The sequence below is a fragment of the Polaribacter sp. AHE13PA genome, assembly GCF_019278505.1.
Taxonomy (GTDB): domain Bacteria; phylum Bacteroidota; class Bacteroidia; order Flavobacteriales; family Flavobacteriaceae; genus Polaribacter.
Genome location: NZ_CP058985.1, coordinates 934,407 through 960,178 on the forward strand (window position 1 = coordinate 934,407; position 25,772 = coordinate 960,178).

Here is a 25,772-nt window from a genome sequence, read left to right on the forward strand (position 1 = left end):
GGTTGTTATTGTTACATTTATAAGTAATGATAATCGAAGTATTGTTACATGTCTAACTCAAAAGCCTGACGTAGTTTGTCTATAAGAGGGTTTATTTCTTTCATCTTATTATATTTCTCTTGCGGAGTGTAGGCAAACTTCTTTTCTATGGTTTCGTTTAAGCGAACATCAAGACTGATACCATAATTGTTAAGTTTTTTTCTTAAGAAATTTATCAATTCAGATCTTCCTTTCTTAAATTGCTCTTCCATTAACTTATTAGGTACCGAAAAAGATATTTTATAGTTTTTACCTAATTGTGGTGCGTCTGTTCCTACAATAGAAGCCATACTACGCTCTCCTTTTTGAATTAACAGCGCAACATACTCTTTCCATAGAGTCTGTAAAGCTTCTTCTGTAAAAAAGTCTTTTGGATGGTTGTCGAAATTTTCTTCTACAACCGCTTTCTTTTCTACCTTTTTTTCGTGAATACTTTTTAAGGATAACGAAGATGCACGTCTACCAACAGATTTTAATATTGGTTTTATTCTAGGTTTAGGTGGTTCAACCTTTGGAGCTTGTGCAATAACAGGTTTTTCAATTTTTTTCTCAACCAGTTTTGCAGCCTCTTTTACAGCAGGAGAAAGTGCTTGAAAAAATGTAGCGGGAATTATGTAGTTAGCTGGTTTTTTTTTTTCTCCATCAAAAGTGATAGAGGCAATTTGCATAATGGTTAATTCTACCAGCAGTCGCTGATTTTTACTTGCTCTATAATTCAAATCACACTGATTTGCTTTTTCTATAGATTGCATTAAAAACGGAATGCTTGCCTTGGTGGCTTGTTCTAAGTATTTCTTTTTAGCAGCATCACCAACTTCTAACAATTCTAAAGTAGCTTTGTCTTTAGCAACTAGTAAATCTCTAAAATGACTTGCCAATCCGTTTATAAAATGATGTCCTTCAAAACCCTTTGCTAAAATAGTATTAAAAGCATTTAATACTTGTGGTATTTTGTTGGTTAACATTAAATCTGTCATATTAAAATACGTTTCGTAGTCTAATACATTCAGGTTTTCGGTAACAGCTTCACGGGTTAAATTGTTTCCAGAAAAACTAACAACTCTATCAAAAATAGACAAAGCATCACGCATTGCGCCATCCGCTTTTTGAGCGATAATATGCAAAGCATCATCTTCTGCCGTAATATTTTCTTTTTCACAAATTACTTTTAGGTAATTTTTAGCGTCTAAAACACCAATTCTTTTAAAATCGAAAATCTGACAACGAGATAAAATTGTCGGTATAATTTTATGCTTTTCTGTAGTTGCTAAAATAAAAATAGCATGTGCAGGTGGTTCTTCTAACGTCTTTAAAAAAGCATTAAAAGCTGCCTGAGATAACATGTGTACCTCATCTATAATATATACTTTATACTTACCGGTTTGTGGCGGAATACGAACTTGGTCTGTTAAACTTCTAATATCATCAACAGAATTGTTAGAAGCAGCATCCAGCTCAAAAATATTAAAAGCAAAATCTTCATCTGCAGAAACTTCTGCATCTTGTTGATTAATGTTTTTAGCCAATATTCTAGCACAAGAAGTTTTACCAACTCCACGTGGACCTGTAAACAACAAGGCTTGCGCCAAATGATTGTTTTTTATAGCCTTTTCTAACGTGTTTGTAATGGCTTGTTGCCCAACAACATCCGCAAAAACTTGTGGACGATATTTACGCGCAGAAACTATAAAATGCTCCATGTATAATAGATTGTATATTGTTAAAGTCTTTTTAAGTGTTCTTATAAATCAAAAATAAATTTTGATTAAAAAAGGCATTATAAGTTTAAAAAATTAGTAAACTTTCTGCTTCGCTTAACGAGACCGGTTTATTTTGTGACTAAATTATTCAACAAAAATAGGGGTATCAGGTATTTTTTACAAGATATTTTCTTAATAAAAACCTAAAGTTGTAAACAACGTGTAAAATATGTATATTTATAACGACTACTTAGGTAAGTTAAAATTAAATTTGATTCCCAAATAATGGGATTGAATGTTTCTAAGGATATCTTAAAGATATAACCCTTGGGATTTTTTTAATTAAAAGTTCGGAAAATTGTACTAAAGATCAACCAACTGTCTTTTGTGCAATTTTCTTTTTAACCCTAATCCTTAAGTAAAATGAATATTTTAAAGTCTGTTACCTTTTTAAGTTTATCAATATTATTAATTTCTTGTTTCGGTTTTACTGATAAAAAAGAAACTCAAACTGAAACCAAAGCAAGTTATACTGCTAAAGAAAATACCAAAGTCGCGTATTTTGCAAGTGGCTGTTTTTGGTGTGTAGAAGCTATTTTTGAAAGTGTAAGTGGAGTAGAAGAAGCTGTTTCTGGTTATGCTGGCGGACATACGTTAAACCCAACATATAAAAGTATTGGAACTGGTAAAACAGGACATTCAGAAACTGTAGCAGTGTATTACAACCCCGAAAAAGTTTCTTTTGAAACGTTAGTTACCGTGTTTTTTGGTTCTCAAGATCCAACAACAAAAAATGGACAGCATCCAGATTACGGAACTCAATACAGATCTATTGCTTTTTATGAAACTGCAGCAGAAAAGGCAATTATAGAAAAAATGATTGCAAAATTAAATGCAGAAGTGTACAATGGTAAAATAGCAACCGAAGTTACCAAGCTTAAAAAATTCTACAAAGCAGAAGAGTATCACCAAGATTTTGAACGTAGAAATCCGAATCAAGGGTATATAAAAGCGGTTTCTATACCAAGATTAAATAAATTTAAAAAAAGGTTTCCAGCGTTGTTGAAGACAGATAAACATTAAAGAATAGGTTTTATATATTGAAAAAAGCAACTCGTTGAGTTGCTTTTTTTGTTTTTAGTCGTTATACTTTAAATATAATGATTCAAGAACTAAAGTAAATGAGAAGAAAATATTATATAGTTATTTAATTATAATTAATTTCATCTTCAGTTACAATTTAATTTTAGTTCCAAACTTCTTTTAGAAGCTATTAAAACAGGCTTTTGCTATCGCTAAATCGGGATTAACTTATGATAATAATTATAGAAGTGTTTTAGTGAAAAATTAATGAGTTTTTACTTGTTTTCTATCACAGTACTTTGATCGCTGTAGTTTTTTCAATTCAGATTATTAATTAAGATTCAAGTAAAATGAAAAAAAACATATTTTATAAAATTATTGTTATAGAATTAATTTCAACATCAATTGGTCTTTTTCTTTTATTTTGTTTCGCTAAATAAATTTAATATAAACCATAAAAATGTTCTTACAAAAGTCACTATTATAGACATTCTTAAAAACTCTTTTAAACTTAATTTAAATTCATAACCAATATATGTGAGTAATGAAATCCAAAAAAGAACTAATATTCCAACAAAAAAAACAATTCTATCATAAAACAATTCAGAATTATTTTCCTTTCCGGCTATTAAGTAAAAAAATATAAAAACTGATAAAATATTAAGTATGACCCAACAAATTGAAATTGCTAATGAAACTCCGACAGTTATAAAAATTCCCTCTTCAAGAATATTATGTTTAAAAATATATAATTGTAAAAACTTAAAAATAATATTCCTAAAAATATGATTAGTGAGTTTTTTTGTATCGGTTCAATTTCAAATATTTCTTTTATCATAAAGTTAATTCTGAGTATGAGTGAGCAATTGCAGCTAATGGTCTCGGCGATTAGTAGTTGCGTGGTTTAGCACTAAACTTTGCAAGTACACACCAAACTGAAAAACCGTCAGGATTTTCAGAAGTAGGCGAGAACAAGCAATTGCTTATTATAGCCATTGTTGTAGCAAGTTTTTTAATTTTTTAAGTCATCAGAGAAATGTCCCTTATGTTTCCCTTTTGAAAATTTGTCTTTGTTAAATTCATTTGATTTTCCTTTCGGGATAGTCAAACTTTTCCATTCGTTTCCTTTAATCATTTTTCCTATGTAAACAATCTGCCCGATATGATAAGGATAATGAGCAAATTGTCGATTTATAGCTTCCAAAATTGAGTGTTCCTGATTTCTGATATAAACTTTTGTTTCAAAATTATCTTCGTTAACAGAGTCTAACGCATCGAACAGACATTTCCATCCGTCATTCCATTTTTCAAGCAATTCATTTTTAGTTTTTATCACCGATTCAAATTCCAAATCTCTTTTCCGCCATTCTTTTTCTCCGTCAGAGGTCAAAAAATCGTTCCAGCGAGATTTCATATTTCCCCAAAGGTGGTTTACGATTATTGCAATTGAGTTTGAGTCTTCGTTAAACTGCCAAAAAAGGTATTTTTCCTCTAATTGGTCAAATGTTTTTTCTCCGACAGATTTGTAATATTCAAATTGCTTTTTAACACTATTTATATATTCGGTTTTCATTCAGCGTTTCGTTTTTTCAAATTGTCTACGTTGATGTATAAGAATAGTAGCGGATTTTCATTCACTAACTTTCCGGATTAACAAATACCTTTTTTATATTTTCAATACTTTGGTTTTAGCGACTAAATCGCTATTATTTTTATCCATTGTTGGCAATAGTATTTTATAATCAAATGTCAAAGACAATAACAAGAAGGGCAATACCATATTAAAATAACTAATATCAAAACTTGAATCAAATAGAGTTGCCTTAAATCCACTATAATAAATTGATGTAAAGAATGCTATTGATACAGGTAGTAATAGAAAAATAACGATCAAATATATTATTGATTTTATGTTTTTTGCTCGAAAAGAATATATCATTGGCGCTATGATTAAAATAAGACTTAATATGCTAGGTAATTGTCTGTTTTGAAGTTCAAAAGGATTATGTTTATAAAAGTGTTCCAAACTGCTAACTTTGTTAAAACAGATATATGAAAATAATATAACGGTAGCTAAAGATACTGCTATAAAAGTTATCTTTTTTTGTACGGAAAATCTGTAAAAATGCTTGAAAAATAATATTGAAATTGGGATAATAGCAGTAATTCTAGTCATTACCAAGGATGTCAATAAAAATGATTCTAATAGTGGGTTATTTTTTATGTTTCTAAAAATTCTATCTTGCATAACAACAACAACAGCTAAAATTATAATAAAATTAGACATCAAATCACTTTTAACATATATTTCCCAAAGGTATGAAGGTGAACCTATTAAAAGTAATAAACATAATAGCCTTTCCTTATAAGTGTTAAATACTTTCGATATAATATAAATAAATAATAAAAATGCAAAGGATTGTAAAAATCCAATATTACCTAAAAAATAGAATGGAATTCCAATGAAAAGAAGGGTAGGTAAATTTGAAGTTCTTCCATTCAAATGGTCTACTGCAGAATAAGGATACTCTCCATTTAAAAGAGCTTTTACACCAACTTCCATTGCTGACCATCTGTCCACCATAAGCGAATTACCATCTACATTAATGTTTATATAAATTGTAAAAACAAAGAAGAGTATGGAAGTAATATAAAACAAAGGTTTATAATAATTCTTTAAATTTAATCGAATGTGTACAATACTAATTATTGATATCAATAATGTATAAATAAAGGCTACTATGTAGCCATTTAAAACATCTATTCTGCTAGCATATTTAACTACAAAAAGAGTATTTATAAAAATAAAAATTAAATATGTAAATGATAATCTTTGTTTCATATTATTGACAACGTTGTTGTGTATGATTTCGTTGCGTTGGTTTAGCAGTAAAGTTACTAAATAATTACAGACCAAGAAAGTCTGCGAGGATTTTCGTAAGTAGGCGAGAAGCCAGCAATAAATTATATACGGTGTTACAAACAGTTTATATTTGATATTCAATTCCTATATTTATAATTCTTTTGTTTAGAAACTCTTCGTCTTTTTGATTCAAACTATAATTATATCTCAAGTTTAATCCGATATTATTTGAAATATTATATAATCCTCCAATAATTAGTCCAGTTTCAAATTCATTTATATTCCTTGATCTTTCAAAACTCTCAAAATAATTCTCATTTTCAATATTTCCATTTTCTCTTTCTTTAAATATATAAACGAAGTTAAAACCTCCTTCTAAAGACACCTTTTTATTCAATGCTAATCTCACAATTAAAGGGCTTTCAAAAGAATATTCACTAAATATTTTTTTTATATCATAGTCTTGGTCAGTGTATAGGATTCCAATCTTTCTAGAAATTGATATTTCAGTTTGTTTTTTTTGAAAATTAGGTTCTATTTGAACTCTAATTTTGTTATTAAAGTTATAATTAACAAAAATTCCTGCGAAAAAACCAACATTAAATTTACTGTTAATTTCAGTTTTTAAATATTCTTTTGGTTGTTCAATTCTAAAATTAAAAAGATTCATTCCTCCTTTTAAACCAAATTTTATTTTCGATGATTGACTATAAGTTGATAATGATAAAATTAGAAATCCAATAATAAATAGTTTTTCTCTCATTTTTAAATCTTGGATTCAATGTTGTAACGCAACAAACCGTTTTTGTTTATTGATGTTACTAAGCTACAAATTTAAGTTCTAAATCCATCATTTCTTTTGGAGTTTTATATCCTATAATTTTTCTTGGTCTGTTGTTCAATTTTTCTTGAATATTTTGGAGTTTATTTACGTCAATTTCATTGAAGTTTGTTCCTTTTGGAAGATATCTTCTAATGAGTCCATTTGTATTTTCATTTGTTCCTCTTTCCCAGGAAGAATATGGATGTGCAAAGTATATTTTCATACCTGTTTTTTTAGTAATCATTTCGTGTCTCGCCATTTCAATTCCGTTATCATATGTCATTGATTTTTTATAAATAGGATTTAATTTGTTTAATATTCTAGAAAACTCATTAGCTACTTCACCTGCTTTTTTAGACTCTAATTTTACTATTAAAGTAAATCTAGTTTTGCGCTCTACAATAGTTCCAATAGCACTTTTATGATTTTTTCCAATCACTAAATCTCCTTCCCAATGTCCCACTTCATTTCTAAGTTCAATATGTTGTGGTCTGTTGTCAATACTGACTTGGTTAATGATTTTACTTCCACCACCACGTCTTTTTTTAGGAGTTCTACGTCTTGTTTTTTTACGTACTAATAGTTTGATTAACTTTTTATTTAAACGAGCTTGTGGTCTAGTATAAATGTGTCTATAAATAGCTTCGTGTGAAATAGACATTATTAGATTATTAGGATACAACTCTTTTAATCTTCCAGAAATTTGTTCAGGAGTCCAGTTTGATAAAAGTCCTTTGTAAACAAAAAATTTGAGTAAAGAATAAGTGCTTATTTTATCTAAATTTCTCTTGTTTAAATAATCTTCTTTAGCACACCAATGAGCAAGTTCAGCATCATATTTATGTTCTTTTTTTTGCACCCATTTATTCACTTCTCTACCGATAGTTGAACGAGATCTATTGAGTTTAATTGCTATATAAGATTTAGACTTTTCTTCATTTAAAAGAGTCTGAATAATCACTCTTTCTTTCAAAGTTAATCGTCTATGTTTTTTTACTTCCATTTTACAAATCTATAATTTTAGATTTGTTGCGTTAAGTTATTGAATGGAGGAATTTTCGTAATAATTCTTTGTAACGTGTTTATATATGGTTTGTTGCGTGAATTAAGGAACCAATTTAGTAAATAATTACTGACAAAGAAAATCCGCGAGGATTTTCGCAAGTAGGCAGAAAGTTAGCAATAAATTATATATGGTGTTGTAGGTAGTATTTTATCTATATCCAACTTCTTTTTCCTGATGATAAAAGTTCGTTTTAATTCCATTTGTTTTGAGAATAGAACTGATTTTTTCAGATTCATTTCCGCTACAATTAAATCGTAATTTTCCGCCATTAAATTCAATTTTATAGTGAGATGGTGTTCTACTCATATATTCATAATATGTTGCTTTTTCAATTTCAGAGAATAAAAGATTCATTTTTTTATTTCCAATAAGATTCATTGGATATTCAATTCTAAATTCAGCTTTTTTTGAGTCAATTTTCACTCTTTTAACCCACTTTTTATTTTTCAGAATTAGGATTATAAAAAAGATGATAATTGATATTATAGAAAGTATAAATATATTCTCAATATCGAAAAAATATATTGGTAAAATAGAAATCAACAGAGTTAAACTCAAAATTTTACTTATTCCAATTATGTATTCTGGTTCAAATTCCATTTCGTTTGTATTATACTGATATAGGTTGACCTTTTTTTAGGTTAATTTATACCGTTCAAAAGATTTTTTTAGCCGTTTAGAAGGCAAAAAATATTTTGAACTAGTTTTGTTTTCAAATTGTTAGTTCAGTCAAATTTACATTATTTCTTCGATATGATTTGTATTTGATGTTTGGATTTAAATGTACTTCAGCTGGTTTTCTTAATTCTAAGCTAAAATGGGTTCTTAAATTGTTGTAAATATATACTGCTTGTTTTGTTACTTCTTGAGCAATGGCAGTGTTTTTAATGCAATTTCTAAGTCCATATTCATATTTTAAAGTTCTATTAATTCGCTCTGCAATTGCGTTTTCATAAGGATCATATTGTTCTGTCATGCTCATCATTATGCCATTTTCTTCTGCAAATGCTGTGTATTTGGGGTTACAGTATTGAAAACCTCTGTCAGAATGATGTATTAATTTTTTATCAGGGTATTTTCTATTTTTAATAGCCATTTCTAGCGCTTCTGAACAAAGTGATGTCTTCATGTTGTTATCTAATTTATAGCCCATAATTTGCTTAGAATATGCATCTGTAACGATTGCTAGGTAATTGTGTCCATTGTCTGTTTTAATGTATGTTATATCGCTTACCCATAGTTGTTCTGGTCGAGTAGGAACTTGGTCTTTAATTAGGTTTTTATATTTTCTAAATTGATGATTAGAATTTGTTGTTGTTACATAGTTTTTAAGCTTAGGAACAAGTAAATTATGAAGCCTTAACACATCGTACAACTTGTCTCTACCGATTTTAATACCTTGTTTTATAAAGTCTTGTTTAAGTTCATCATATAACTTAATTCCGCCAGTTCTCATACCAACTAATTTTCGATATTCTTGTATCATTGCGATGACTTTTTCATCGTTTAGTCGTTTGTTTTTTTGGGTTTTGAGTCTTTTGTAGAAGGCTTGTTTACTAATCCCAAAACACTCATAGAACCATTTTCTTTTAAACGGTTTTTCTTTTTTAGTTCTATCTCTTTCGCTAATGTTTTGGGCAACGACTTTTTTGACAAATCGACTCCAGTAATGATTTCCATGTCAGCAATAATATCTTGTTGAAATTCCTTTACAAACTCCAATTCTTCAATACGTTCCTTTAGTTTTTTAATCTCATCTAATTTACTCATACCTGTATTTTGTTGGACTAAAGTACTATATTTTTTGATCCAATACCCAATTGTAGTTCTAGGAACATCATATTTTTTGGAAGCAAAGTTTGTGGAAATCTGTCCATTCTGAATTTGGTCAACGACGAATAATTTGAGTTCTAAAGTTGCTTTTTCGTACGTTTTTTTTCGCCAGGGTTGTTTTTGAGCTTTCATAAGTGACTATAATTAAGTGTTTAATTTTTAGTCAACCTATTTCAGGAAAGTACATTTCTCAAATGTGTGGTAACGTGTTTGTGTATGGTTAGTTGCGTGGTTTAGAAACTAAGTTAGCAAACTTTTACGAACCCGTGAATATTCCGCAGGAATTTTCGCAAGTAAGCACTTAAAAAGCAATTAATTATACACGGTGTTACCCAACGTTTTTTATTCAATTATCTTTTCTCTTTATATAATTTTTTACCAAGTCGTTATAACAATCCATTACGGTAAATCTAGTACAACTTATTCCAATGAGTTCAATGTCGTGTTCATCTCTAAGTCGTTCTTCAAATTCCAAATCGGAATCATATTCATCCTGAAAATATTTGAGTTCTCCATTTGTTAAGTCTTCCTCAAATCGCTTTTGAATTTTTTCACAAGAATCAAAATATTGAAAATATTCAGATATTCCTTTATGACATTGAATTCTGTCATAATTAGTTTTTGCTATACGTAGGTTATAAAAGAGAGAGAGGCTAAATGAGATGATTGAAATTATTACAGTAATGGTTAAAGTTTTTTTTGATTTTGCAATTGTTAGATAAATGACAAAACTTAAAGTTCCCAGATAAAATAAAAGCTTTGCGAAATTTAAATAAGGAATTACGCTTAAGGTTTCATCACGATATTCCAAATTTATTATGAGAAGAAGAGCATCTAATAAAAAAAGCGCTAAAGCAATGTGTTTTGTTTTAATCTTCATTGTTAACCAACGTTTTTTATTCCTCGCTTTTCAAGTTCCATTTCTAATTCAATTCTTCTTGATTTGATGCTTCTCCGTGTTTTTTTATATTGAGGACTATTTGCACTTTCTTCCAAATCAATAAGTAAAAATTGAATTTCCTCCTTGGTCAACTCATTAGGTTTTTTAAAATATAAATCTGTACTAAATTCGGCGGGTTCTAATTTTTCATTCTCCAGCTCATTAATCCGCTCAATTGGTTTTTCGGTATCGACTTCAGTCATTTCATATCCAGCTTTGGGTAATTCGTTTTTCCCGATGGTCTCCAAATAATCTTTTAAAATTCGTTTTTCCACATAGATAATTCCTCCGCCAAATTTATGTCGGTCGGACATATCTTTTTTTACTCCCGAAATCCAATATTCGTTTCCGCTTTCCAATTCGAAATAATTTCCACTGATTCCAGTTCCGTCTAGAGTTTGAAATGCTTTTCCGTCAAAGTAAATTGTCTTTCCACTTTTTGAGAACGAAACAAGTCCAATCCAAGCACTTCCATTATCGGAAAAACCGCTTTTCAATTCTAAATATTTGATTTCAGTTCGCATTTTTGTTCAAATGTTGGGTAACGTGATTGTGTATGGTTAGTTGCGTGGTTTAAGCACTAAAGTTAGTAAATAAATCACAGATAGAATATTCCGCAGGAATGTTCGTAAGTAGTCTTAAAACAAGCAATTAATTATACGCGGTGTTAGGCTACGTTATTAATTCCGTTTCTTTTTTTCTTTTCTACCACAATAAATGTAAATCAAATCCTCGACAGCATTATCTCCTAATTCTTTCGCTTTCTTTAAATCTTTACACGCACTTTTTGTTTCTTTTTTGCTCGGTTGCAAATTTCCGTTTCCAGTCAGAAGATTTACTTTGGCAGTTCCACGATTCGCGATAGATTCCACATAATTTGGTTTCAATTCAATTGCTTTTGAATAATCAATTATTGATTGCTCAAAATTCCGCAACATATCATTTGCAGTTCCGCGAATGAAATACAATTCTGGGTCTTTTGGATTTATGGTAAAATATTTATCACAATTCTTAATTACATCTTCAAATTTTCCTTGAGAGTAATTAATTCGCGCGAGCCAATAAAGAGATGCTTCCATCATTCCATTGTTATTGTTCTTTAGGACAACATAATTATAATCCTCTTTTGCTCTTTCTAATTTTCCAGCATGCATTAAAGAAAGTCCTCTGTCAATGAATGAAGCCATATCAGTACTGTCTAGTTTAATTGCTTCTGTAAAGTCAGAAATTGCTAAATCATATTTTTTAATTCGATCGTACGAAAGTCCACGATTTATGAAACAAGTTTTTTGGACACTTTTTTCTTCGACTATTTCTATCAATTCAGTATAATTTGAAATGGCTTCTTGAAAATTTCCCGATTTGAAATTCGAGTTTCCAGAAGTATATAGTTCAGTCGCTTTATTCTGTGAAAAAGCTGTTGTGGAAACTAAAATTCCAATAAGAAGTATTAATGTTTGTTTCATTTTTCTAATGTTGCCTAACGTTGTTGTATAAGCTTTGTTGCGTTGTTTAAGCAAGTAATTTAGTAAATAAAACACGAACGGCGAAATTCCGGAGGAATTTCCCAAGTGAGCTAAAACTAGCAATAAAGTTTATACGGTGTTAGCTTTAGTTTTTTACCTTCCATTCTTTAATTGTTTCTTTCATACTTTCTTTATTCGTTTCAAACTGTTTAGCTCTATGTCCATTTGCACCTGAAGGATGAGGGAATCCATTTAAAATAAAATTCCCATTCAACTTATTTTCAGACTGTATTTTTAAAAGTATTTCACTCACACTTTTTCCTAAAGGAATTATAAGTTTACCTTTAAATTCAGATATTTCGGGAATAAATAATTTTTCAATCTGTTTCCATAATATTTCAGATTTTAGTGGTGAAGGAGCTGAGCCAGTGTAATTTTTTCCATTATTAAATACTGGATATTTAATTATTGAAGTAGAATGTAAAAAGCTATTTTCAATTTCAAACAATTCACTCGTTGATTTGATATTCAACTTTTTGTCTAATTCTAAATCATCTAACATTTTAATTAGATTATTTCTCATACTTCCAGCAAAACTACATTCAGATTTTACCTTTTTCAAAGCTAATGAAAAATCATTATTCTCTTTCAATTCCTTTATTACAGTTTTGAAAGATTTCTCCATTTGTGACCAACCTGGAGTAATTCCAACAATTATTATTGAAGCATTTAAATTTATATAGTCAAAAGGAGCATAGTAAATTTCGATTTTTCCTTCTTTAGAAACTAAATATTTTTCTTTTATTAAGTCTTCTTTTGTATAAGAAACTTTTAAAATTTCATTTCTTATTTCTTTCTCGAATTTCATTATTTTCGTCTAAATTAAAGCTAACTTGTTTATATACTTACTTTAACTCCTCTTATCTTCCTTTATTAGGGAAATATGCTCAATTATTTAAGTTTTTTGTTTGAAATTCTTTCATAGCAAATAAGGGAAGAATTTTTCATGATAAAAGTACAATTTATATGGTGTTTATATAGATTAACTTATTAACAGTAATTTGTTAATTATCAACCTTAAAAAGACTTCATTTTTGTCATTTCGGTTTTAAGAGAAGTCGCATAACAGTATTACCAAAAACCAGAGTAACTCTATGGGACTCCTCTCGAAAAGTGCTCTAATTGTGAGGGTTTGTATCATTAAAACCAAAAAAGATACATGAGAGTATAAACGGTGTAGTGCCCCTTTGTATTTAATCAAAATAGTCCACGAATTAGATGACTTCTATAATTTCGACCTTTTAGAGAAATCACTTATAGGAACATCATTTATAAAATTTAACTAATGAGATTTCACGTAAAGCTATCTTAAGTTTAATAGAGTCATAGAAATATTTATTTCTTTTAACAAAAAAAGCCTCACATTTCTGTGAGGCTTTATAGTAAATATTTTGAGAGAAAAATTTATTTCCCTTCTGCAACAGGAATTGCAATTCCTAAGTTTTTTAAGATTAATTCTGTAATATCAAATTTAGTATCAATGTAAGCAAATTCGTTACCAGTCATGGTTAAAATTTGAGTGTACCCTTCAGCTTTAGCTACAGTAGCAATAGCATTACTTAATTTTTTATATAAAGGTCTCATTAATTCGTCTTGCTTTAATTGCATTAATTGGTTTCCGTTTTGCTGGTATTTTTTAATATCAGCTTCCATTTCTGCTAATTCTTTGTATTCAGCTTGTTTTGCTAATTCTCCAAGCGTTTTTTCATTCTTTCTAAAAGCTTCTATTTTAGCTTTATAAGTTTCTACTTTTATGGTAAAAGAAGAATCTAATTTTGCTCCGTAATTTTGAGATCTTTCTGATACAATTTTTGTTTCGGGCATTAGGTTAATAATATATTCACTATCTACTGTACCGACTTTAGATTGTGCAATAGAAATAGAACTAATTAAAGCAAAGGCAATACATATAATTTTTGATTTCATGTTATTTTGATTTTTTGTGCAACAAAGATATAAAAGCGAATGAATTACAAAAGTTTTTACGGTTTTGATATGTTAATTTTATCAGAAATTTTAGCAATAATAGTGTTTATGTCAGTTTGATAATCAAACCACAAGGTTGTTTTATCTCTTTTAAACCAAGTGCCTTGTCTTTTTGCAAACCTTCGGGTATTTTTCTTAATTTCTGAAATGGCAAATTCTTTGGTAAAATCACCATCAAAATAAGAGAACAATTCTCTATAGCCAACCGTTTGTAATGCGTTTAGACTTTTATGTGGATATAAGTTTTTAGCTTCTTCTAACAAGCCGTTTTCTATCATGATATCTACGCGCATATTAATACGATTATAAATAATTTCTCTGTCTGCGTCTAAACCTATTTTAATGGAAGTAAAATTTCTAGGTGCTTTGGGCTTGTTTTTAAAAGTGGAGTAGGGAATACCAGAACCAATACAAACCTCTAAGGCTCTCATCACCCGTTTAGGGTTTTGTAATTCAATTACATTGTAAGTTTCTGGGTCTAATTCTTTTAATTGTTCTTGCAATACTGCTACACCTTCTTTTTCTAATTTAAGGGTTAAGGTTTCTCTTATTTTAGGATCTACTTCAGGGAAATAATCCAATCCTTTTAAAACGGCATCTACATACAAACCAGAACCACCAACCATAATCTGAATTGGGTTTTCTTTAAAAAGGTCATTTAATTTTACAAGGGCGTCTCTTTCAAAAGAGCCTACATTATAATCTTCAAAAATACTTCTGTTTTGTATAAAATGATGTTCTGCAGCTGCCAATTCATCTGCATCTGGTACTGCTGTACCAATGGTCATTTCTTTATAAAACTGTCTAGAATCGCAAGAAATTATAGCGCTTTTAAAATGATTTGCTAATTGAATGCTTAAGGCTGTTTTACCAATTGCAGTAGGACCAACAATGGTAATTAAAAAATTATTAGAAGTCATTTAGTTTAATTTACTACCACAGTTATAACAAAATTGAGCACCATCTTTATGGTTTTCTTTTGAGCAATTTGGGCAAGCTTGTGTATTTGTATCAACGCTATTATTTGCGCTTTTTGTCATTTCTGCTGTAACAATTCCTGTAGGAATGGCTATAATACCGTATCCTAATATCATAATAATACTTGCAAGAAACTGACCAAAAGGCGTATGTGGAGCAATGTCTCCATAACCTACAGTTGTTAAGGTAACTATTGCCCAATAAACACTTGTGGGGATGCTTGTAAATCCGTTTTCGGGACCTTCTATCATGTACATAATTGTACCTAAAATAACACATAGTATCACTACAAAATATAAGAAGACCGAAATTTTGGTTCTACTCATTTTTAAAGCGATTAATAATCTGTTAGAAGCACCAACATATCTCGCTAGTTTTAATATTCTAAACACTCTTAACAGTCGTAAAGCTCTTAAAGCCGCTAAATGATGAGAGCCCACTAAAAATAATGAAAGGTATTTTGGAATGGTAGAAAGTAGGTCTATAATACCATAGAAACTAAAGATATACTTAAAAGGTTTATTTATGGAGATAATTCTTAATATATATTCAATTGAAAAAAGGATGGTAATAACCCACTCAGCTATGTTTAAAAAAGTGTGATACCTTGTGTCGAAGCTTTCAATACTTTCTAGCATCACTAATAAAATACTAGCAAGAATGGCTATTAATAAGACAACATCAAATAATTTACCAGCTTTTGTGTCGGCTTCATAAATAATTTCATGAATACGGTGTTTCCAAGAAGTGTTTTTATCGTTATTCTTCAAATTTTATATAGATTTCTTTTACAATACTACACTTATTTTAATAATGTAGTATTTTTTCAACTGTTTTCTCTCTGTTTCCAAAGGATTTCAAAAATAATTAAAATAAAACATCTTTTGTTAAAAGCATGACAATCTTTTCGTCCTATATATTTAGAAACTTCTTTGGAGATTTCAAAATTTACAAGCAACATCTATTTAAGGGAGTGGATTTATACCAATTTGGCTGATTATTATAGACATGCAAGTAGCATTTAAGATCCTTAGAATGTCTATTTATATGCACTTGCCTTAAATGAAAATGAATGGATTTTTTTAAGAAGCCAAAAAATTAAAAACTGAATTAATAAGTGCTATATAAGAGTTAGGTCCTTTAACAGAAATTAACATAAAAAATATATAAATTCGCGAAAATTTTAAAAATATGAAGAACAAATTACTACTATTTTTTGTGATAACAGGCTGTTTACATTCTTACGGTCAGCAGTTAAAAGGGATTGTTTTAAATCCGCTAAATGAACCTTTAGAAAACGTTTATATTATCAACCAAGATTCTAATTTACATACACATACAAATGAAGCTGGAAGTTTTATTCTTGAAAAAACAACTGTAAATAATATATTACAGATAAGTATTTTAGGTTTTGGTACAAAGACATTAAAAGTAACTGAACAAGATTTAAAAAACGGAATTACCATAAACCTAGAAACAAAAATTTTTCAATTAGAAGAATTGGTACTGCGTAAAGAAATAAATGCGTTACAAACCTTAACAAATATAGATGTACAAGTAAATCCTGTAAATAATTCTCAAGAAATTTTAAGAAAAGTTCCTGGTTTATTTATAGGTCAGCATGCTGGAGGAGGAAAAGCAGAACAAATATTTTTAAGAGGTTTTGATATAGATCACGGAACAGATATTGCGCTTTCTATAGACGGAATGCCAATAAACATGGTTTCTCATGCACACGGACAAGGATATTCTGATTTACATTTTGTAATACCAGAAACCATACAAAAAATAGATTTTGGAAAAGGACCTTATTATGCAAATCAAGGAGATTTTAATACTGCTGGTTATGTAAATTTTGATACAAAAACAGCTATTGATAAAAGTATGATATCTGTTGGTTATGGAGATTTTAACTCTTTAAGAACCGTTGGTCTGTTTAATTTATTAGAAAACTCTAAAAACAACGATGCGTATGTTGCTGTAGAATATATAGAGTTTGATGGTGCTTATGAATCTCCGCAAAACTTTAATAGATTGAATCTTTTTGCAAAATACAATACGTTTTTAAACGGAAGAGATAAGTTAACACTAACAGCTTCTCACTTTACAAGTTCTTGGGATGCTTCTGGTCAAGTACCCGTTAGAGCTGTAGAAAGCGGCTTGATTAATCGTTTTGGTTCTATTGATGATACAGAAGGTGGTTCTACTTCTAGATCTAATTTAAATGCGCAATTACAAAAGACATTAGATAATGGTGCTATTTTAGAAGCAAACACATTTTATTCTAAATACGATTTTGAACTGTATTCTAACTTTACTTTCTTTTTAGAGGATGCTGTAAACGGAGATCAAATTAAACAATTTGAGGATAGAAGTATCTACGGAATGAATGCCAAGATCATTAGTACTAAAGAGTATGGAAATGTAGAGGCGAAGTTTACAAAAGGGATGGGTTTGCGTTACGATTTAATTTCTGATAACGAATTATCGCATACAAAAAACAGAAGCGAATTGTTAAATAACATTCAATTAGGAGATGTAAAACAAAGCAATTTATATGCGTTTTTTAACTCAGAATTTGAGATTGGAAAATTTAAAATAGCACCTTCTGTTCGTTTAGATTATTTTAAGTTTTTATACAATGATGCTTTAGGTACAACTTATGAAACATTGAGTAAAACAAAAGCAATTGTAAATCCTAAATTGAACTTTTTATACACGCAGAATGATAATTTACAATGGTTTTTAAAATCAGGAATTGGTTTTCATTCTAACGATGCAAGAGTTGTTTTACAAGAAAATGCAGATAAAGTTTTGCCAAGAGCATACGGAGCAGACCTAGGAAATATCTGGAAACCTACTAAAAATTTAGTGGTAAACACGGCAGCTTGGTATTTGTTTTCTGAAGAAGAATTTGTGTATGTTGGTGATGCTGGTATTGTTGAACCATCTGGAGAATCTGAGCGTTTTGGGTTGGATGTAGGAATCCGTTACCAATTAACAGATCATATTTATTTTGATACAGATGCAACAGTTACACATGCAAGAAGTTTAGAAGCAGAAGACGGAGAAGATTACATTCCGTTAGCACCAAGTTTTACAATGGCAGGTGGTTTGTCTTTTACTGATTTAGGGAAGTTTTCTGGTGGATTACGTTACCGTTATTTAGCCGATAGAGCAGCAAATGAGGATAACACTATTACTGCAGAAGGATATGTAGTAAGTGATTTTAATATTAATTATAAAGTGAATCAAGATGTTACTTTTGGTGTTGCTTTAGAAAATATTTTTGATGTTGAGTGGAATGAAACTCAGTTTGCAACAGAAAGCAGGTTACAAAATGAAACAGATGCTGTAGAAGAAATTCATTTTACACCAGGAACACCGTTTTTTGCCAAAGCAACCATAACGTATACGTTTTAATTGAAAGAAATTTATAAAGGTTTTTTCTTGTATTTATAAGAGAAACTAGTACTTCCGCGAAAGCGAAAATTAATAAGTTAATTTTTAGTTTGATGAAATGTCTATTACAGCAATGTGATAGACATTTTTTGTTGTTTATAATAAATACTAATTATGTTGTTTATTTAGTTATTTAACGCCCAGATTAATGCTTTTTCTTTGGTAGCTCTAAAAATGGTATTGTGTTGCTCGTTTGGTTCGTCTGAATATTTCCAAATTAAGTTCTTATCAGATTGTTCTAATTTGTTGTTTAATGTTTTGGTGTGTTTAGAAATATCAACAGCATCAGAACCAGCAAACCATAGTTTTTTTTGGTTATTATAATTGTCTTTAGATAAGTTCTCAAAATTATTCACCAAGTAGCTTTCATTAAACCATAAAGAAGGATCTATTGCTATATAGGTATCAAACATGTTGTTGTCTAAAAGGAAGGTTTCTACCACAAATAATCCTGCTAAAGATTCACCAATAATAGCCTTTTTAGTAGCTGTTCTATATTTTTTATCAATTGCTGTAAATAATTCATTTTTAATAAAATTTCTAAAGTTGTTTGCACCACCAGCATTTGGTATATAACTTAAATCATATTCAATATTTGTGGGGCCACATAAATCTCTTCCACGTTTGGTGTTTTCTATTCCTATTAAAATATAAGGAGGTATTTTGTTTGCTTTAATTAATTTAGCTAATGTATTTGCTACATGCGGAAAATCTTCTTTAATTCCGCCGTCAGGCATATACAAAACAGGTAAGTTATCTAATGTTTGGTTGTAATTTGGTGGCGTCCAAATATTAATGATTCGGTCTTCATTTACAAATTTAGAAGCAATCGTTAAACTATCATGTTTAGGAACTGTATCATTGTAAACAATACCTTTTTTACATCCGATTGTAATCGTTACAAGTAAAAAGTAGAAGATTATATTTCTCATTTATAGGATTTTTTTATGGGTTGAAGGTGTTTTTAGGTGCAAAACGATTCTTTAGCTAATATAGTTTTTTTTTTATAACAAATATTGTAACAGCTATTTATCAGTGTGTTATGATATTAAAAAGTGTCATCATTTCAATAGCACTTACTTCTTAAAAAATAAATTGAGAATTATGCAAGTTTAATTGTTTAAAAAAAACTTAAATATTGCTAAAATCGTTTATTTTATAGGATAATTTTTAATTATTCAATAATAAAGATTTCTTATTTTATTGATATTGTAATTTTATAGATTTTCGTTATTTTTGATTTATTACTAATATTAATTTTTTTTCTTATGAAGTATAACCTATTATTCAGTTTTTTATTCGTTTTTTTATCAAGTATTATGTATTCTCAAAATTCTAATTCAGACATCAAAATAGGAGATGTTTTTGTTGTTGGAGAGGTGAGTAATAATAATTATGAGCATATAGATTTTCCTAGAGCAAACTTTATTATAAAAAAAGGTGGGCTTGCAAATTACAAAAATGTAAAAGGAGAAAAAGTTCAAATTAAATCAATCAAAGAGAAAAAAAATGGAAATCTAGTAGCAACAATTGAGTTAGCTTCTAAAAAGAAATTTTTTAATAGCCATAAATACGTTAAAGTAAATATTAATGAAGCAATTTTACAAAAAGAGCTATTAAGAAATTAATAGTATTCTTTTTTCTTTAGTTTGGGCTTTCTATTTAGGAAGCCTTTTTTTTGTTTAAGATTTAAAAAAAGAAGTCTAGAAGTAGGTAAATACATGCTCTTTATTTAATTCTACTTATTATATTTTTTTAGTGATTAAATTTATTATTGTCAGTTCGAGCTTAGTCGAGAACTATTAGACTATTAAATAGGTATCGACTGAGTTCAACCAGACATATCAGTTATTTTTAAACTAAATTCTATGCAGTTAATTATATTCCTTCTAAAGAATTCATTTAATAGGAGGGATGCTTTAGTTTATACGATATTAGGCTTTCTTTTTTTGATAATATTTTCGCCTCGTTTTTATAACTTTATACCTAAAATCATCAAAGAATAAGCTTGCTAATAAAAACAGTGCAGCTAGAATTAAAGTGTTTAATTTTAAATCTAATTTAGAATAGAAAAACCCACCTATTAATCCGCCTGCAAAAAAGAATAGAATAATGTAAACACGAAGTTTGATATTAGATTTCAGTAATTTTTTTTGTGGTGCCAATTTAGGAAAACATAATAAAGAAAGATCAATTCCTAAGTCTGTAAATAAACCCGTTAAATGTGTCGTTCTTACTACTGCATTAGAAATTTTTGTTACAAACGAGTTTTGTAACCCCATAGCAAAAAGTAACAAACAGGTAATAAGGTTTGCGTATTCTAATTCTATAAAATTACTAACAAGCCCTATAGAAATTAAAACAAGGCATTCAATAACTGTTGGCAATACAAATACATTTAGTTTTTTGTTCTCACTGTATCTTTCTATTAGAAAGCTAGATAAAAAAGAACCAAATAAAAACGAAAAAATATAGAGGAAGTAAATCGTTCCTTTCCAAAAATCAAAATTAGCTACGTCATATATAAACAATGCAAAATGACCTGTAACATTTGTAGTTAATTGTTTGAAAGCTAAAAAACCACTCACATTTACAATACCAGCTACAAAAGAAAGTATGGTTGCAATTCTTAAATTATGTTTTAAAGTTCTGCTTTTACCTTGATGTCTAAACATTTGTTTTCGTTTATTCTGTACTTATAAAAGACCTGTAATATTAATACGTATTCGGATGTATTAAAAATCTATAAAGTTCAGAATTATAAAGTAGTGCGCAAAGTTAGTTTTTTTAGATGATTATACTTTTAAATGCCCTTTAATTTATTGAATAAGGTTATTTAAAAGTAGTAAAATTTATCAAGCTGTATTTCTTTTAGTTTGATAATATTGTTGACTTTCAATAGATTAGATACGGAGTAAAGTTCCGTATGACAAAATTATTTTTAATCAATAAAATTGTAAAAAAAAATGATGATTATAATAAACCTAAGAAGCTACTGCACCTAAAGTATACAGTTGCTCTAAATTAGGAGATGCACTACCACCTGCAGGTTCTAAAGTAATACCAAATGCTTCAGATTCGTTGGCATTTTCTATGGTAAATATTTTATTTGTATCTGCCATAAAAGTGTCTATTGTACCTAAACTTGTAGGCGTTAAAGGACTTAATTTTAAAGACCAAACTTGGTATACCTTTCCTTTTGGAGGTGCTGGTAATCCTTTAGCATCTAAGTAAATACTCTTTGTTTTTTTGTCCCAATATACCTTTGCATAAGATGTTGGAGATACTTTTTGACCCGCTAGAGGCACAGAAACAATGTCTTTATCTCTAAAGATATCAATTAATTTTTCTGCTTCTGCTAAGTTGTTAGAAGCTTTGTCTATTTGTTCTTCTAATTGTTGTTTTTCTGTAGCAACCTGATCTTTAAGTTGCTTGTTCTGTGTAAGTGTCCAGATAAGTACACTTCCTATTAATAAAGAAGCAGCCCAACCACTATATTGTAACCAATTTGTTTTCGGTTTTGTAATAGAGATTACTTTTGTTTCTTCAACTTTTAATTGATTTTTTATTTCTGAAAATGAATATGGAGTATCTTTTTTAGCAGCGGCTGTTAATTTTGCAATTGCTTTTTCTATGGATACAACTTCGGCCAATACTTCTGGATATTCTTTAATTTTAGCATGCACTTCCTCGTTTTCCTTTTCAGAAAGCGAGCCTGCAACATACAGTTCTAAAATTCCAGATGTTATGTATTCTTTTATATTCATTATTTAAACTCCAAGCATGGTGCGTAATTCGCCTATGCAATTTCTATTTCTTGTTTTTATGGTGCCAATTGGCATTTCTAATTCTTCAGAGGCTTCTTTTTGTGTAAACCCTTTAAAATATAATAATTCAATTACTGCTTTACATTTGTCTCCTAATTTGGTAACAAATTCTTTTAAGCCAATTGTATCAGTAGCAGTATCTAAACTATCACTGGTTTCTAATATATCTACGAAAAAATCTGAGTTATGGTTTTGTTTAGACTGTTTAAATTTTTTAGAACGTGTATAATCGATAGCTGCATTTCTTGCTATGTTTAGTATCCACGTAAAAAAACGGCCTTTTTTTGCAGAATAAGAATCTGCTTTATTCCAGGCTTTTATAAAGACATCTTGCGTTATTTCTTGTGCAACATCATCATTTTTAACAATGTTATTTACAACACCAGAAATACTATCACAATACATATTGTATAGTTTTTCATAGGCTTTAACGTCCTTTTTTTGAAATTGTAAAATTAATAGCTCTAAATCCATAAAATGTATCAGCCGCTAATCTATTAAATAAAATTGATATGCAGTCATTTTATGATAGCAATCATAAAAATAATTTGATTGTCTCGATTACTACTCTTAATTTAAAGTATTTTTGAATGTTTATGACAGATATAAAATAAATTAGTTCTTTTCTAAAATTATATAACCACTCTCAGAAATAATAATTTGTTTGTAAAACTCCTTTAAAGTATAATATTCTGCTACAGAAAAGATTTTTTTTGAGATTTGCATTCTTGTTAAAACAGTAATTGTATTTCCTTTTTTTACTGTTTTAAGTATGAATCTACCACCTTTATTAGGTAGTGATATTGCTTTGTCTTTAGGTAAATTTACAATGGTGTAATTTTCTGGAATTGTTAAGCTTAAGTAAAAATTATTCAGTCTAGCATACCCAAAATCTACAGGGTAATTTCTTTCTTTTAATTTAAAAGGATTTTGTTTTATTCTATTAAATAGAAACGGATTTATTCTTATTTTGTTACCTAAGACTTCATCCATTTCTAATCGGATCGTAAATTTTTCTTGTAATTTTTTATCTAAGTTTTCTAAATTGTCTCTTTCATATTCATCAACTTCTAGGTTTGGATATTTAGCTTCAAAATTTTCTAAATAACTATCTTCATTAGTTAACGACATTTTTTTTCTTTGCTCTGTTGCTAAAAGACCGTTTCTTATCATCATTAAAGATCCAGTAAATACGCCTTCTTCATCTAACGTAAGACTAGAGTTTATGTTTAGGGATGATCTGTATTTTGGCTTTAAAGTTACCCAAGAGCTTTCTTCTTTAAAGTTGATTATTCTAGCTTCTCCATTTAATACTCTATACGGAACTTCTCCAAAAGGAATAAATTTGTCTGTTGCGTCTAAAAAATAAGATGTACCATCTATAACAGCTTGAACAATTACATAATTATAGTCATAAATAACTGGAAATATTTTTGTAGGAATTCCGTTTTCTCTTGTAGATAAAACGACTAAATTGGCATCTATATCCGCCGCTTTTAAACTGTTGTATAACGAAATGTTTATTTCACCAACATCACCAGATTTTTGCTGAAAAGCTTCTTTTACTTTTGCATCTTCATTGGTCCAATACTTTTCATTCCAAGTGTAATGATTCTGAATAAAAGTGTAAATTTTTTGCGCCCTATCTAAACTGTTTTCAGTTTCTAAAATAGCTTCAGAAATATTTTTTCTAAAAAAAGTTTTTTTTGAGGTCTGATTATTAAAAAAACGATCTTTTAAGCTTTTATCGGCTTGTTTCCAAGTAGTCGTTAAGTTGTCTACAACACCTCTATAACTAGTAATCGATTTTATATCAAAAGAAATTTTAGAGATGTAATTTTTCTTGCTCAACATATAATCTTCTTCTTTAAAAGCAGGAATATCATTCATCCCATAAGAATATGTTGCACATCCTCCTTCACCTATACCATCAACATAGACACATTTTTTATCCACCGAAGGTTCGTCTTTATCTAATTGTAAATAGCCTGTTTTTTTTATATTATATTGATAATTCCCTAAGATAGATGCATCAAACTCACTTTTAATTTTGGGTATGTCAGATTGAAACTCCCAATCGTTAATGCTTAAATACGGAGATAAAATACTGTAGGTGTATTCTATAACGGAGCCTTCTTTTATATTAGGTAGCGTAAAGTTTTTAACCGTCCAGGTATCTCGTTCTTTAGTAGTAAAGATATCCTTATCATCAAGATATGTGCTGCTCATAGTACCGTTTTCGGTAATATTATAAGTAACTGCACTAATGTCTTTAACTTTCTGTTTTTCGTATAAGTTAATTGTAATATCGGCTAAATTAAAAGAAGCCTTATCTAAAATCTTAATTCGATAGTAGTAATCTGTTCTAGGAATTTCATCATTATCTCTATCTGGATATCTATTTGCGTGTTCGTATAAAACAACAGCGGTCGCCGTAGAGTCTTTATCGTAAATTGTCATTTGTAATTCTTCTAGAGTGGTTTTACCCATTTTAGTAGTTTTACTTTTTTGCGCAATAATTAAAGTGGATGAGAGTAGGAGTAATAGTGTTAAAGATTTCATTTACAGTCTAATAATTTTCTGTACTTTATTTTTGTTGATATAATTTTTGATAATATTTTTTGCTTGAATCTTGTTTTCAATAGGAGTTAAGATCTTTTTTAAAATATCGATCTTACTTTCTTGATTGCTTAAGTTTGTGTAACCACAACCATAAACCTCGTTCTTTTCTATTAAAATTACGGCATTTTCTTCTACTTCTCTCCCTTTTTCAATGATAATAAAATCTTCATTATTAAAATCTTGAGTAATAAATTTCGGATTCTTCTTAAAATTAAATTTAGGAGTTAAAGCGTCTAATTCGATAGCATATTTTAAACGGGTAAAAAGTTCATTTCCTGTTTTATCAAAAGAAATAGATTGTGCTCTTTCCTGAATTTTAACTGCTCTTTTGGTTACTTTTAGAAATAGGTTATTTACTTCCGATTTAATATTCTTGCCTTTTCCAATAAATACAACTCTACCTTCTTTATCATGAATGTAAAAAACTCCTTGTACAGTTGGTATTTCCTCTATTAAACTTCTTAATTTTTGCTTTTGATGTCTTCTGTCAAAATACTTTATAGAACTTTGTATAATACTTTTATTCGTGTCTTTTTCTAATAGTAATTTAAACAATTGCACGGTTGCCAAAGCATCTCCAGAAGCTCTATGTCTGTCTGTAATTGGTATTCCTAAAGATTTGGTAAGTTTCCCTAAGCTGTAAGAAGGTTGGTCTAAAATTAATTTCTGACTTAATTCTACAGTACACAAGGTATTTCTATTAAAGTCGTACCCTAATCTATCAAATTCGGTACTTAAAATTCTGTAATCGAAAGTGGTATTGTGAGCTACTAAAATACAATCTGATGTAATTTCTATAATCCGTTTGGCAACTTCATAGAATTTAGGTGCATTTTTAAGCATTTTATTATTAATGCCCGTAAGTTTTACCACAAATTCTTGAATGGGTTTTTCCGGATTTACTAAGCTAATGAATTGGTCTACTGTTGTGTGGCCGTCAAATTTATATATAGCAATTTCTGTGATGCCTTCTTCATTAAATTTTCCTCCTGTGGTTTCAATATCTAAAATTGCGTACAAAGTC

Annotated in this window: 24 protein-coding genes; 3 read left to right on the top strand and 21 right to left on the bottom strand. The window is 29.1% G+C overall.

Annotation, left to right across the window (positions count from 1 at the left end; all coding sequences use genetic code 11):
* Nucleotides 1-44 precede the first annotated feature (44 nt).
* On the bottom strand, nucleotides 45-1,739 hold the full coding sequence (gene dnaX, locus H0I28_RS04020) for a DNA polymerase III subunit gamma/tau (RefSeq protein WP_218752989.1): 1,695 nt from the start codon (nucleotides 1,737-1,739) through the stop codon (nucleotides 45-47).
* 423 nt (nucleotides 1,740-2,162) lie between these two features.
* Here dnaX and msrA point away from each other — a divergent pair, with 423 nt between their 5' ends.
* Nucleotides 2,163-2,822: a peptide-methionine (S)-S-oxide reductase MsrA gene (gene msrA, locus H0I28_RS04025; protein ID WP_218760621.1), complete on the top strand. Its 660-nt coding sequence runs from the start codon at nucleotides 2,163-2,165 to the stop codon at nucleotides 2,820-2,822.
* Nucleotides 2,823-3,834: 1,012 nt separating this feature from the next.
* On the opposite strand, the gene H0I28_RS04030 is transcribed toward msrA, so the two are convergent.
* The 14 genes from H0I28_RS04030 to H0I28_RS04095 form a co-directional block, all read right to left on the bottom strand.
* A complete protein-coding gene (locus tag H0I28_RS04030; RefSeq protein ID WP_218733598.1) occupies nucleotides 3,835-4,395 on the bottom strand; it encodes a DUF1572 family protein in 561 nt (186 codons plus the stop codon).
* A gap of 93 nt (nucleotides 4,396-4,488) precedes the next feature.
* Nucleotides 4,489-5,664, bottom strand: a complete 1,176-nt coding sequence (locus H0I28_RS04035) for a hypothetical protein (protein ID WP_218760622.1) — start codon at nucleotides 5,662-5,664, stop codon at nucleotides 4,489-4,491.
* 145 nt (nucleotides 5,665-5,809) lie between these two features.
* On the bottom strand, nucleotides 5,810-6,448 hold the full coding sequence (locus H0I28_RS04040; protein WP_218760623.1) for a porin family protein: 639 nt from the start codon (nucleotides 6,446-6,448) through the stop codon (nucleotides 5,810-5,812).
* A gap of 58 nt (nucleotides 6,449-6,506) precedes the next feature.
* Nucleotides 6,507-7,511, bottom strand: coding sequence for an IS30 family transposase (locus H0I28_RS04045; protein WP_218759116.1), 1,005 nt, complete (start codon nucleotides 7,509-7,511; stop codon nucleotides 6,507-6,509).
* A gap of 210 nt (nucleotides 7,512-7,721) precedes the next feature.
* Nucleotides 7,722-7,997, bottom strand: coding sequence for a hypothetical protein (locus H0I28_RS04050; protein WP_218760624.1), 276 nt, complete (start codon nucleotides 7,995-7,997; stop codon nucleotides 7,722-7,724).
* A gap of 289 nt (nucleotides 7,998-8,286) precedes the next feature.
* On the bottom strand, nucleotides 8,287-9,135 hold the full coding sequence (locus tag H0I28_RS04055; RefSeq protein ID WP_254712736.1) for an IS3 family transposase: 849 nt from the start codon (nucleotides 9,133-9,135) through the stop codon (nucleotides 8,287-8,289).
* On the bottom strand, nucleotides 9,081-9,539 hold the full coding sequence (locus H0I28_RS04060; RefSeq protein ID WP_218761396.1) for a helix-turn-helix domain-containing protein: 459 nt from the start codon (nucleotides 9,537-9,539) through the stop codon (nucleotides 9,081-9,083). The genes H0I28_RS04055 and H0I28_RS04060 overlap by 55 nt, the downstream gene beginning before the upstream one ends.
* 214 nt (nucleotides 9,540-9,753) lie before the next feature.
* Nucleotides 9,754-10,287, bottom strand: coding sequence for a hypothetical protein (locus tag H0I28_RS04065; protein ID WP_179317992.1), 534 nt, complete (start codon nucleotides 10,285-10,287; stop codon nucleotides 9,754-9,756).
* A gap of 2 nt (nucleotides 10,288-10,289) precedes the next feature.
* Entirely contained in the window at nucleotides 10,290-10,844 is a 555-nt protein-coding gene (locus H0I28_RS04070) for a hypothetical protein (RefSeq protein ID WP_218760625.1), read from the bottom strand.
* Between the two features lie 183 nt (nucleotides 10,845-11,027).
* On the bottom strand, nucleotides 11,028-11,813 hold the full coding sequence (locus H0I28_RS04075; protein ID WP_218760626.1) for a tetratricopeptide repeat protein: 786 nt from the start codon (nucleotides 11,811-11,813) through the stop codon (nucleotides 11,028-11,030).
* A 145-nt stretch (nucleotides 11,814-11,958) separates the two neighbouring features.
* A complete protein-coding gene (locus H0I28_RS04080) occupies nucleotides 11,959-12,681 on the bottom strand; it encodes a uracil-DNA glycosylase family protein (protein ID WP_218760627.1) in 723 nt (240 codons plus the stop codon).
* 596 nt (nucleotides 12,682-13,277) lie between these two features.
* Nucleotides 13,278-13,799: an OmpH family outer membrane protein gene (locus tag H0I28_RS04085; RefSeq protein WP_218760628.1), complete on the bottom strand. Its 522-nt coding sequence runs from the start codon at nucleotides 13,797-13,799 to the stop codon at nucleotides 13,278-13,280.
* Nucleotides 13,800-13,855: 56 nt separating this feature from the next.
* Nucleotides 13,856-14,779: a tRNA (adenosine(37)-N6)-dimethylallyltransferase MiaA gene (miaA, locus tag H0I28_RS04090; RefSeq protein ID WP_218760629.1), complete on the bottom strand. Its 924-nt coding sequence runs from the start codon at nucleotides 14,777-14,779 to the stop codon at nucleotides 13,856-13,858.
* A complete protein-coding gene (locus H0I28_RS04095) occupies nucleotides 14,780-15,607 on the bottom strand; it encodes an ion transporter (RefSeq protein WP_218753004.1) in 828 nt (275 codons plus the stop codon). It lies immediately after the preceding gene.
* A 421-nt stretch (nucleotides 15,608-16,028) separates the two neighbouring features.
* Here H0I28_RS04095 and H0I28_RS04100 point away from each other — a divergent pair, with 421 nt between their 5' ends.
* Nucleotides 16,029-18,260 carry a TonB-dependent receptor gene (locus H0I28_RS04100; RefSeq protein ID WP_218760630.1) on the top strand — a complete coding sequence of 744 codons (2,232 nt, stop codon included), beginning with the start codon at nucleotides 16,029-16,031 and terminating at the stop codon, nucleotides 18,258-18,260.
* A gap of 164 nt (nucleotides 18,261-18,424) precedes the next feature.
* Here the strand turns inward: H0I28_RS04100 and H0I28_RS04105 are convergent, their stop codons facing one another.
* A complete protein-coding gene (locus H0I28_RS04105; protein WP_218760631.1) occupies nucleotides 18,425-19,231 on the bottom strand; it encodes an alpha/beta hydrolase in 807 nt (268 codons plus the stop codon).
* 336 nt (nucleotides 19,232-19,567) lie between these two features.
* On the opposite strand from H0I28_RS04105, the gene H0I28_RS04110 reads away from it, so the two are divergent.
* Nucleotides 19,568-19,927 carry a dihydroorotase gene (locus H0I28_RS04110; protein ID WP_218760632.1) on the top strand — a complete coding sequence of 120 codons (360 nt, stop codon included), beginning with the start codon at nucleotides 19,568-19,570 and terminating at the stop codon, nucleotides 19,925-19,927.
* 306 nt (nucleotides 19,928-20,233) lie between these two features.
* Here the strand turns inward: H0I28_RS04110 and H0I28_RS04115 are convergent, their stop codons facing one another.
* The 5 genes from H0I28_RS04115 to H0I28_RS04135 form a co-directional block, all read right to left on the bottom strand.
* Nucleotides 20,234-20,974, bottom strand: coding sequence for a YoaK family protein (locus H0I28_RS04115; protein WP_218760633.1), 741 nt, complete (start codon nucleotides 20,972-20,974; stop codon nucleotides 20,234-20,236).
* 309 nt (nucleotides 20,975-21,283) lie between these two features.
* Nucleotides 21,284-22,066 carry an anti-sigma factor gene (locus H0I28_RS04120; protein WP_218760634.1) on the bottom strand — a complete coding sequence of 261 codons (783 nt, stop codon included), beginning with the start codon at nucleotides 22,064-22,066 and terminating at the stop codon, nucleotides 21,284-21,286.
* A gap of 3 nt (nucleotides 22,067-22,069) precedes the next feature.
* Nucleotides 22,070-22,600, bottom strand: a complete 531-nt coding sequence (locus H0I28_RS04125; RefSeq protein ID WP_218733627.1) for an RNA polymerase sigma factor — start codon at nucleotides 22,598-22,600, stop codon at nucleotides 22,070-22,072.
* A 141-nt stretch (nucleotides 22,601-22,741) separates the two neighbouring features.
* Entirely contained in the window at nucleotides 22,742-24,688 is a 1,947-nt protein-coding gene (locus H0I28_RS04130) for a DUF3857 domain-containing protein (RefSeq protein ID WP_218760635.1), read from the bottom strand.
* Nucleotides 24,689-25,768, bottom strand: coding sequence for an exonuclease domain-containing protein (locus tag H0I28_RS04135; protein ID WP_218753012.1), 1,080 nt, complete (start codon nucleotides 25,766-25,768; stop codon nucleotides 24,689-24,691). It abuts the gene before it with no gap.
* Between the last annotated feature and the right edge of the window lie 4 nt (nucleotides 25,769-25,772).